Annotated in this window: 8 protein-coding genes and 1 pseudogene; 3 read left to right on the top strand and 6 right to left on the bottom strand. The window is 37.9% G+C overall.

The annotated features are described in order from the left end of the window. The 3 genes and pseudogenes from HRT50_RS18905 to HRT50_RS15370 form a co-directional block, all read right to left on the bottom strand. A pseudogene (locus HRT50_RS18905) lies at nucleotides 1–168 on the bottom strand (galactose mutarotase); the annotation flags it as partial. Between the two features lie 334 nt (nucleotides 169–502). After that, nucleotides 503–1783 carry an FAD-binding oxidoreductase gene (locus tag HRT50_RS15375; protein WP_291616053.1) on the bottom strand — a complete coding sequence of 427 codons (1281 nt, stop codon included), beginning with the start codon at nucleotides 1781–1783 and terminating at the stop codon, nucleotides 503–505. A gap of 272 nt (nucleotides 1784–2055) precedes the next feature. Then, nucleotides 2056–2775, bottom strand: coding sequence for a FadR/GntR family transcriptional regulator (locus HRT50_RS15370; protein WP_291616051.1), 720 nt, complete (start codon nucleotides 2773–2775; stop codon nucleotides 2056–2058). A 654-nt stretch (nucleotides 2776–3429) separates the two neighbouring features. Here HRT50_RS15370 and HRT50_RS15365 point away from each other — a divergent pair. Beyond that, nucleotides 3430–5784 (top strand): aminotransferase class III-fold pyridoxal phosphate-dependent enzyme, encoded by a 2355-nt coding sequence (locus HRT50_RS15365; protein ID WP_291616049.1) that lies wholly within the window; start codon nucleotides 3430–3432, stop codon nucleotides 5782–5784. Between the two features lie 84 nt (nucleotides 5785–5868). Here HRT50_RS15365 and nhaC read toward each other — a convergent pair whose 3' ends face one another. The 3 genes from nhaC to HRT50_RS15350 all read right to left on the bottom strand — a co-directional run bounded on the left by nhaC (nucleotide 5869) and on the right by HRT50_RS15350 (nucleotide 9699). Next, entirely contained in the window at nucleotides 5869–7359 is a 1491-nt protein-coding gene (nhaC, locus tag HRT50_RS15360) for a Na+/H+ antiporter NhaC (protein WP_291616047.1), read from the bottom strand. A 92-nt stretch (nucleotides 7360–7451) separates the two neighbouring features. Continuing rightward, nucleotides 7452–8612: a saccharopine dehydrogenase family protein gene (locus HRT50_RS15355; protein WP_291616045.1), complete on the bottom strand. Its 1161-nt coding sequence runs from the start codon at nucleotides 8610–8612 to the stop codon at nucleotides 7452–7454. A gap of 10 nt (nucleotides 8613–8622) precedes the next feature. Next, the gene (locus tag HRT50_RS15350; RefSeq protein ID WP_291616043.1) at nucleotides 8623–9699 is read right to left on the bottom strand and encodes a saccharopine dehydrogenase; all 1077 of its coding nucleotides are present in this window, start codon (nucleotides 9697–9699) and stop codon (nucleotides 8623–8625) included. Nucleotides 9700–10126: 427 nt separating this feature from the next. Between HRT50_RS15350 and HRT50_RS15345 the strand changes: the two genes are divergently transcribed. Both HRT50_RS15345 and HRT50_RS15340 read left to right on the top strand, forming a co-directional pair. Beyond that, on the top strand, nucleotides 10127–10456 hold the full coding sequence (locus tag HRT50_RS15345; protein WP_291616041.1) for a hypothetical protein: 330 nt from the start codon (nucleotides 10127–10129) through the stop codon (nucleotides 10454–10456). 39 nt (nucleotides 10457–10495) lie between these two features. Beyond that, the gene (locus tag HRT50_RS15340) at nucleotides 10496–10711 is read left to right on the top strand and encodes a hypothetical protein (protein ID WP_291616040.1); all 216 of its coding nucleotides are present in this window, start codon (nucleotides 10496–10498) and stop codon (nucleotides 10709–10711) included. The last annotated feature ends 104 nt before the right edge of the window (nucleotides 10712–10815 follow it).

The following is a 10815-nucleotide window of genomic DNA, read 5'->3' as shown; positions in this document are numbered from 1 at the left end:
ATCGGGAGAAACAAGGGATAATGTGACGGAAGTGTTAGTAAGGTTTGCTTTGTCTATTTTCCATAAACGAATAGAAAAACTGTCATATCCACAATGTAAAAAATTATCACCGTCGTTTAAGGGCAATTGATATTGCTTATCGTCGAGTTGGAATTTACCACCCGAAATACGATTACATACCCTGCCACAGTTGCCCCTAAATAAAATTCATCATTTAGATATTCTTTTGCAGACTCATAGCCCAGTATCATTTGGGTTGGTTTGGAGTTTATCGGAAATTAAATCGATTTAATTCTGGCACCAAAATTAATAATTTCAACTGACATGCCATAGTCATTAATATTGTTTCCAAAGTTGTTTTAGTTATCAAGCTAAGTACCTTATCTGATTGCTAGTACCAGTTATCTTCTATCATTTTATTTAGGCGTATACTTTTATAATCGGCAATTTCAGTAACCAATACCTTCATTTAGCCTAATTATATAAAAATGAAAATTGTATGCTAAAAAAAACTAGTGGCTCCATGAAATGCCGTTGCACCAAACTCATAAAATGCGCCTTTTAACTTTGTAAATTTTTCCGTATATGATCTCATCGGTGTTATGGGTAAATATGACAAATCACCAGAAAGAATATACTCCGCAACGGCACTACCAAAAACGGTTCCTGGAGCAATCCCCCTACCACTGTAGCCAAAAATACTGATTGCATTAGGCCCAAACTCTACGAGGTGGGGTAAATGGTCATTTGAATAGGCGATACGACCATGCCATGCATGTTCAAACTCAATATCACCTAAATAAGGGTATAGTTTTTTCAGTCTATGTTGGGCCCAGTTATAATGAATATTCCCTGAAGGTAAATCAAGAGAGCCAACAGCGCCTAGAATTAGCCTTCCCGCTTGGTCTCGGCGAATAGAAGACATTATCATTGCAGTGTCCCAGCAACCTTGCTGCTCAGGGATGATTTTTTTTAATAATGCTTCATCAAGCGGTTTAGTTGCCGTTTGAAAGTAATGTACAGGTGTATAAATAGGGGCTGCACTAACATGTAAATGTTGATGGTAAGCATTAGTAGCCAATATAACCGCATCAGCTTTAATGACGTGCTCAAACGTTTTTATTTCCCAAGTTTCATTCTTGCGAGCAATTGCGGTAACAGGAGTCATTTGATGAATAGATGCTCCGGCAGATACTGCTGCACAGGCTAAGCCTCGAAGATAAGAAAGCGGCTGAATAGTGCCAGCCCCCCTTAAATGAAGAGCACCTTTATAGAATGGCGTACCTAGTTTGTTTTCGGTTTCAGCTTTAGACAACAGGTCAACATTCAGCCCTCTAAGTCGGTATTGCCGTAGTCTTTCTTTTAAATTTTCAAGCCCCCTATTTGAATGAGCACAATGAAGGGTACCCGTTTGGGTTAATTCACAATCAATATCGTACTTATCAATATTGGAAAAAACAAATTCAGGGCCACGAGCAAGCATTTGGTTAAGCTTTATACCTGCTACTTGCCCAAGCAACTTTTCGACTTTATCTGGCTCCATCCAAAGCCCAGAATTAACTAAGCCTACGTTTCTTCCTGAACCGCCATCACCAATATGTCCAGCCTCTAAAAGTAAAACATTACTGCCTTTTTCTGCAAGCCGCAACGCACATGAGACGCCGGTATATCCGCCCCCAATAACAACAACATCGACTGACTTATCTTTATTTAAACGGTTTGTTTTCAATAATTTTGTTGACGTTGCATGCCAGAGGTTACTGCCAATAATTCCAAGAGGCATTCCTTTACTCCATTGATATTAATATGGTTTATGATCAAGCCCTATAAAAATAAAAGAATAACAACCCCCGTGGCTGCAATATTAAATGATCTTTCATTTCAAAAACAGACATTGCTAATGAGCACTAATCGACAATAATAGTTTCAGATATTATTATAATACTATTTATAATACAATAGTGTATTGGCAAAATTATTACATCATAGAAATGCAAAAAACCACTCACCAGTTAAGAAGCTGAATGGCTTTTAAATTGACTTAACAAGCTGATACTAGAGTGCCTTATTTTCCAGCACAGAGATTTGTTCATTTACAATAGCTAAAGTTGCTCTTTGTGTGATCATCGCGGCATCAAAAGCAGCTTGAGGTTTTTTATTTTTTATAAGTTCAAAAATATCAACATGGGCTTGATATTCAGCAACCGTTACTGGGATCATTCTGTTAGTAAAACGTATATTGACTTTAAGGGCTGTGGTAATAAAGTTTTTTAATTGAATGAAAAATGGATTGTTACTAGCCGATAACACACTTTGATGAAACTCTATATCCGCTTCATGGGTATCATCTTGACCATTAGTAGCATCCTTCATTCTTGCTAAAGCATTTTCAATAGCAGCTAATTCATCTTCTTGAGCATATTGCGCTGCTAAATATGCAGCTTCAGGCTCTATACCCAAACGAAGCTGTAAAAAATGCCTTAAGAGATATAAATCTGGCTTACCTAATAGGATCCAGTTAAGTACATCAACATCAAATAAGTTCCAGTGCTTTGAATCAACAACTTTAATACCTTGTCTCGGTCTAGAGCTGATTAAACCTTTAGCAGTTAACATCTTAACCGCTTCTCGAGTTGCCGTTCTACTTATATCGAACTGGGTACACAGATCCGCTTCAGAAGGTAAACTATCACCGACTTTATAACTTCCTTGCATTATTTTTCTACCCAATTCGTGAACAACTTGTTGGGTTAAATTACGATGTGATGATTCCATGTTATGGATATACTCTTTTTTACATTAAGTTTTAGGCAACTGAGTGCTAAATAATTTAATTATATACAATAATTGTTATTTGTATGATAAATGAGTTCGCTTGAATACTCTAGTTTATTTTACCCCATCAAACATTTATTCAGCGCCCTCCGCTGCATAAATGTTATGAGACTTGGGCTATTTAGTTTTAGAAAAAGTAATATTACGTAACTTTCATCAGAAAGCACTTGCTTCTACCCTTTTTAATTGTATTATAAATACTATTGTATGTAATTTAAGATGTTTTCTTTATGATAAAGTCATTACTCGTTGTTAATATAGCATTGGCCTCGTTGTTGTTATTTAGTTCTGATACCCAGAGCCAAACACGTGAGCCTTGGGAAGATAATAAAATATTTTCCTTCATATTGGCGGTGATACTTCTTAGAGACGTTTAGTACATGAACAATATACAATACCCGCTAAAAGTTATCAGTACGGTTTTACTTTAGTCCCTTTTAGTTTATCAAGTTCAGTTTAAACAACCGTAAAAGTGCCGGAACTGGCACGTACAGTTAACGTAAAATAATATAAAACACACCTATATAACCTGATATAAAGCTATATAAATAAACCTGAGTGCTAACACTCAGGTTAAATTTTAAAGAGGCAACAATGACTACCGTTAAAACGCCAACATTTTCTGACAATGAGATAATTAAATTATTAGCTCAGCAGTACCAATTATCAGGGCAGCTAAAAAACTTACCCGGATATTGTGATCAAAACTTATTACTGACAACTAAGAGTAATGAGCAATACATTGTAAAAATTGCTAATTCAGCTGAGCCAAAACTTGAGCTAGCAATGCAAAATGCGGCAATGGCTCATTTAACACAAAAAGAATGTGCGGTTCCTCATGCAATAAACAATCACATAGGCGAAAGCATCACAACAATAAGAAATGCACATCAAACAAGCTTTTGTTTACGAGTATTAACTTTTATACCAGGGCAGTTTTATGCCGATGCCAACCCTCTAACTCACAACAAAGCCCTTTGGTCTGACTTAGGCCAATTTATTGCCAATATTGATATTGCCCTAACAGACTTTAATCACCCCGGTGCTTTTCGCTATTTAGACTGGGATTTAGCGCAAGGTTATCGTGTCTGTATGAGTAAAAAGCATTTACTTAAAGAAGAAAAAGCCAGTATTGTCGAGAAATTTCTAACGCTATATCAAACGCAAACCATGCCGGTTTTATCCCAATTGCCACAAGGCGTTATTCACAACGATGCCAATGACTACAACTTGTTAGTGGACAACATCGAAACTCCCAAAAAAATATCGGGCATTATTGACTTTGGCGATATGGTGCATAGCCATATTATTAATGAGTTAGCGATAACCTGTGCTTATGCTTTGATGGGTGAAAAAAAGGCTCAAGAGGATATCCTTAGTACCTTCAAAAACATCGTAGCTGGTTATCATAAGATTAGACCACTACTTGATATCGAATTAGAAGTACTCTATTCATTAGTCGCTTTGCGTGTATGTACCACGGTTTGTAATTCTGCATTAGCTATTGAACAACAGCCCGATAATGAGTATTTATTAGTCTCAGTAAAACCCGCATGGCAGTTACTTGAACAGCTCGTAACGTTAAATCCTTATGCGGTGTTGTGCCAATTACGTCAAGCGTGTCAACTGCCAGTTGATAGCGGTAATAAAGCTGAAGATATTATTAGTTATCGTAAAAAACATTTAGGTAAAACATTAAGTTTAAGTTACCAAGAGCCCTTGAAAATGGTGCGTGGCCAAGGTGCTTATTTGTTCACCGAACAAGGGACGCCTTATTTAGATATGGTCAACAATGTTTGTCATGTGGGTCATTGTCATCCTAAAGTGGTTGCGGCAGGCCAAGCACAACTTGCTAAGCTAAATACCAATACTCGTTATTTGCATGACAATATTGTTAATTACGCTGACAAATTGCTCGCTACTATGCCAGAAGAATTATCGGTATGTATGCTGGTAAATTCTGGTAGTGAAGCCAACGAACTCGCTTTCCGTTTAGCTAGAAGCTACACCAAAGGCACCGAATTACTAGTGGTTGATGGTGCTTATCACGGTAATACCAATGCTTGTATTGAAGCCAGTCCTTATAAATTTGATGGACCTGGCGGCGAAGGTGCAAAGCCATATGTGCATAAAGTAACCTTACCTGATCCTTACCGTGGTGAATTTCAAGGTAATAGTGCTGAATCTGCTCAAGGTTATGCGAACAGCGTTAAAGACACCCTTGCTCAATTAGCTCAAGCAGGTAAGAAGCCTAGTGCATTTATCTGTGAATCACTGCAAGGTGTTGCTGGGCAAATAATTATGCCTGACGGCTATTTGTCTTCAGTATATCAACAAGTTCGTGACGCCGGTGGTGTTTGTATTGCTGATGAAGTACAAGTTGGCTTTGGCCGTGTTGGTACACATATGTGGGCATTTGAAACTCAAGACGTCGTTCCTGATATCGTCACCTTAGGAAAACCTATTGGCAATGGTCACCCAATGGCTGCAGTTATTACCACACAAGCTATTGCTGATGCTTTTGTTAATGGCATGGAATACTTTAATACTTTTGGTGGTAATCCAGTTTCTTGTGCTATAGGTATGGCGGTACTTGATGTTATTGAACAAGAGCAGCTTCAAGTTCATGCCTTAGCAACTGGGAAACATTTCCAAGATAAACTAAAAGAACTAAAACAACGTTTTGAATTAATTGGTGATGTTCGTGGTTTAGGTTTGTTCATTGGCGTTGAATTAGTCGAAAACCGCACAACAAAACAACCTGCCACCGAAAAAACCTCATGGTTAGTGGAGTTCTTCAAGCAACATCACATTTTACTCAGTACAGAAGGCCCATTTTATAACATTCTCAAAATTAAGCCGCCGTTAGCTTTTAATGAAGCTGACACTGATAAGTTTATCAAAGTGCTTGAATTGGGCTTAACTAAGCTAGTAAAAACTAACGTATAAAACATTAAAGAACACTAGTGAGCTAAACCTTTAACGATTAAGACGCTAGTGTTTTACCCAAAAAGCCATTTTTCAACGTTCAAGTTAATTGGTATTTACCAATGAATCACTTAACACCGCGCCATCATTCTGCTTTTTTACCAATAATGCTTTAACTTTAAACCCCGTAAACGCGCAAATAATACCGATAATAGGTGATAACCAATTAAAGAAACAAAATACCGCATATTCCAATGGATTGATCAGTAACACCGACTGCATATAAGCACCACAAGTATTCCAAGGGATAAGTGGTGAAGTTACCGTGCCTCCATCTTCCAGCGCACGTGATAAGTTTTCAGGTGCTAGTTCTCGTCGCTTGTATTCGTCTTTAAACATTCTACCCGGCATAACAATAGCAATATATTGATCCCCTGCAACACAGTTAGTGCCAAAAGCAGTGATTATTGTGGTTGAAATTAATGAGCCTACGCTGTTTGTTACCCCGATTAAACTTTCAACCACGCGCTTTAATAGCCCTACTTTCTCCATGATTGAACCAAAAGTCATGGCTGATATGATTAGCCAAATAGTATTAAGCATAGAGCCCATACCGCCGCCGCTGAGTAAATCATCAATGACTTTATTGCCAGTATCAAGTGATACGCCGGAGTACATCACTTGCCACACCACCATGATATTGGCTTCAACGGTTGTTAAGCCATCGTTGGCATAAGAAATAATTAGGTCTTGCTGAAATAGCACCGCCCATACAGCGCCAGCAATAGCACCAATGCCGATGGCAGGAAATGCTGGCATTTTTTTAACCGCTAAAAAAAGCGTGATAACCAAAGGAAGCAGTAAATACCATGCAATAAAGAATTCACTTTCTAAACTCAATAGCAGTTGATCAATTTGTGTATTTGATGATTGCGCGGCACTATTTAATCCTAAAAAGAAAAAGATGATCAAGGTAATGGCAAAACTGGGTACAGTACTCCACAACATATTTTTAATATGAATGAACAACTCAGTCCCAGCAATAGCTGGCGCAAGATTGGTAGTATCAGACAAGGGTGATAGTTTGTCACCAAAATAGGCTCCGCTGATAATTGCCCCTGCGGTCATAGGACCCGATGCATCCAAACCTGAAGAAACGCCCATTAACGCCACACCTATAGTGGCAGCTACCGTCCAACTACTGCCGATACACAACGCCACTAATGCACAAAGGACACAACAACTAACATAAAAATACTCTGGCGCTAAAATTTGTAAACCAAAGTAAATCATAGTGGGTACAGTACCCGCTAATAACCAAGTGCCGATGAGCGAACCAACAGCCAACAAAATTAAAATAGCCCCTAAAGTTAAGCTAATACCTTTGGTAATACCTGCTTCAATTTCGTGACGTTTATTGCCATTTTTTAAACCAATAAGACAAGCAACACCTGCGCATAACATCAAGGCTATTTGGTTAGGCCCTGAGGAAGAGTCATCACCAAAAAAGTAAACAGCTAAAACAAGCAAACACACTAATATAGCAATAGGAAATAAGGCATCGAGTAATGTCGGTTTCTGTTTATTTTCTATCATGTTTATCCCTGTTTTTATTTTTATTTATTTATTTTGAGTTGCTTAAACAAAAACGCCGATTAAATAGTTAATCGGCGTTTTTGTTAATTCACTTATTTATCTAAATGATTATGATGACCTATTGAATCTCCATTAGCCGTCAGCGCTGATAACCATTGGTTAATACGTTCAGGCTCTTCTGGCGCAGCACTCACACCTGTAGGTATTTGATTATTAAGTACCGACTCAATAGCAAAACTTACTGGCAACGACACTAAACGAGCCATGGCTTGTCCTTGTGCATTTCCTTGGCTATCTAGATAATAACTTTGATGCCAAACAACGTTGCCAGCCTGACGAACTTCTAGCTCTACGCACATCACTACGCGATCGGCTTCATTGTCGTCATAAAGATATTTTTGCTCAAGCTCTCGACTAATTTCCAGTAAACGCTGTTCGCCACTACGGCCTTCTAACGTAGCTATTTCATCAAATAATGGTTGCCATGCTGTTGACCAGCCATTGAGGCGTAACGTGCCACGAACAAACTCTTGCACATCCCAATCATCTTGAAAATTATACTGCTTGATAAATGGCAGTGAGTCTCTATTAGGATAAGCTTGAAAAGTTTCACTATGATCAGATAACTTCGCTTGATATTCACTTAGTGCTTCCCATGGAGCATTTGAGGTTTTAACCATACCATCTGCTTTCCATTGTGCTTTTGAGCGCAATGCTTTGAGTACACCTAATGGTGACCAGCTAAATTTATATTTAAAATCATTGGCAACTTTAGGGAAACCACCACAGTAAGAGCGGAAGTAATGCTGATTGCTAGATGAAAATTGCTCACTGTTTTGGTAACTATCAACCAGTAAATGCGCGAGTAAATGATCAATACCTGGATCTAACCCCACCTCATTAACAAAACATAGCTCCAAGTCCTTTGCCTGTGAATTTAATTCAGCCATTTCTGGTGCTATATAGCTGCTAGAAACAAAGTGAGCTTTATGCTTCAAACAAAACTGTGCAACAGTTAAATGCAAGGTTGCTGGTAACATAGAAACCAGTACATCACCGGGTTTAACTATTTCAGTTAATACATCCCAGTCTAATTCACGTACATCAATCTGCACCTCATCATTTTTCAGTGCTTGTTCTGCTTTTACTAAACTGCGATTCCAAACAATAAGGGGTGTAGATTTCTTCGCTAGTTCAATAATACCAGGTGCAGACGATAATCCTGCTCCTAGCCAATGTATGGTATTTGTCATGTTCATCCTTTTAAAGATCTTTAGTTTTGCTGTTAAATAGAGCGAGTGCAGTAGGCCAAACGCCTTGAGATTTATCATCAAGCGTTAATAAATGGGTTAATAGTTGTTGTCCATAATCTTCACTACTTTCCTTAGGTAAAAGTGAAGGTAGATGATCTATGGCAATAATGTCGAGCACTTTAGTTTGTTCAATACGTAAACAAGGGACTTTAAAGGTAGTGCATTGCTGATAAATAGGTAACGGATTGTAGCTACCGTACGGATCACAACTCACATCGACGATAACGGATAGTTTTCTTTCGTCTTTGCTGAGTAACTCTTTGGTGATAAAAGGAGGTAAGTCTTTATTAATTAATACACAATTAATAAAAATGTCAGCGTGGATAATTTCCTCAAAAGGTCCACCTTTTTTAGTTTCTGCTAAGTCCCATTCAAGTACTTCGAGTGAAAGCGCTTTTGCTAAGTCTACCGCACCTTTGCCACTGCGCCCTTTAGCGCCAATGACTAATAACTTAGGTTTAATTACAATATTGTTTGTTTGCTCAAGTGCTTGTTCAAGTGCTACCAGTAGCTGCTGCTTGTCTTGATAGGATGAAATATCAGCTAATGGCGGAGTAATATTTTGTTGTTGGTTCGCCCACGCTAAAACCGATAGGGCCGCGCCAGCAAAACCAGCCCAATAGCCAAAAGCAGCGATTCTTCTTTGTTGTGCATCCACGAGATATTCTAGGTCAAACAGCTCACCACCACCTTGCTTAAAGCGTGATAACAAAGCTTGCCAGCCAGCTTGTTCTTTATATACGTGAGCAAAATAAATATGTTGATGAACCAGAGGGAAATCATCTTCAGGTAGCTCTTTTAGCCCCAAGATAATCGCGTCTTTAGGCGCATTAACCCAACTACCTTGAGCAACTAAGTCAGCATTAACTTGATGGTATAAATCATCATTGAAAATATTTTGTGATGAACATTCAACCGTCACTTTAAATCCAGCATCAATTAATACTTTTGCACCTTGTGGAGAAAGTGCTGTGCGTTGTTCATGTGGTTTTGTTTCTGCTCTAAGCCAAAGATGTACTTTACTCATAATATAAATTTTCAGTTCTATTAGTTAAAAAGGGAGTTAGGGGGATCTACGAGTGGCAATAGAATATGGCGAACGATTACAATTAATTTATATAGCGTATGCTGTAACATAAACTTATTTTTTATAGGTTCGTCATACACATAGAATCAAAATACTGCAAACATTTCATAGCTACCATTTACCGCTATACCCTTACTTTACTTTTGGCTGTCTTCTTAATCAGCTTACTCACACTATAATAGTAATAATAATAATTGCAACATTTATCATACAAATAGTACTATATTAAATATCGTATAATATATTTTCATTTTTCATTATTTGGAAGAAACAGAAAACTCCTTCTTCATTAGGAATAAATGGTTTGATAACAATCAGGTAAGTAATTTTTCATGATAGAAACTTCAATTTTATTGAGAGCAAGTTTTTGCCTTTCAGTATTTTTTCATTAGCAATATTTGCAAAACCTCCTTCGAATACTGAGATAACAGCTAACCATCCCATTGCCAGAAATGCCATTGATCGCACCGGGATACCAGAGCAACATAAAGATTACGACAAATACCAAAATCAGAAATTTAATCCCTTTTTCGATTTAGGTGCTTGGCATGGTTTCTTGTTGCCTGATAATAAAAGCAGTTACGGGGCTTTTACTGGCCCGATGATAATTGCTCAAGAATCTGTTGAGCTAAATACTTATCTAGCACACGAAAAAACACTACTTGCGAATATGGCTGAGGTAATGAATCAGCCATAGCTGGCAAAGCATTATAGGAAAGCAGCAAAACTATTAGCGTTGAAAATTAACCAGTATTTTTTCGATGACGAAACTGGTTTTTATTATGATCGAAAAATATTAAATACCGGGCAAGATTCAACAAAACCCTGTGCAGGTGAATTACTCACCAAGCGAGGTAGAGGCCCTGAAGGCTGGAGTCCATTATGGGCAAATATTGCTGATAAAGATAAAGCCGCTCGTGTTAAAGATATGATGCTTGTAGTGGTCAACTAATATTAGCCACCGTTTTGTAGTAATAACTTAACCTCCTCAATGGTATGAGGAGGTTTCCACTACAAAGTTTATTTATTAAACTTTAAAGTACCTCCCAAGGCGAT

Origin of the sequence: Colwellia sp. (assembly GCF_013215345.1) — a bacterium.
Lineage (GTDB): Bacteria > Pseudomonadota > Gammaproteobacteria > Enterobacterales > Alteromonadaceae > Colwellia.
This window is presented reverse-complemented; position numbering and strand designations above follow the sequence as displayed.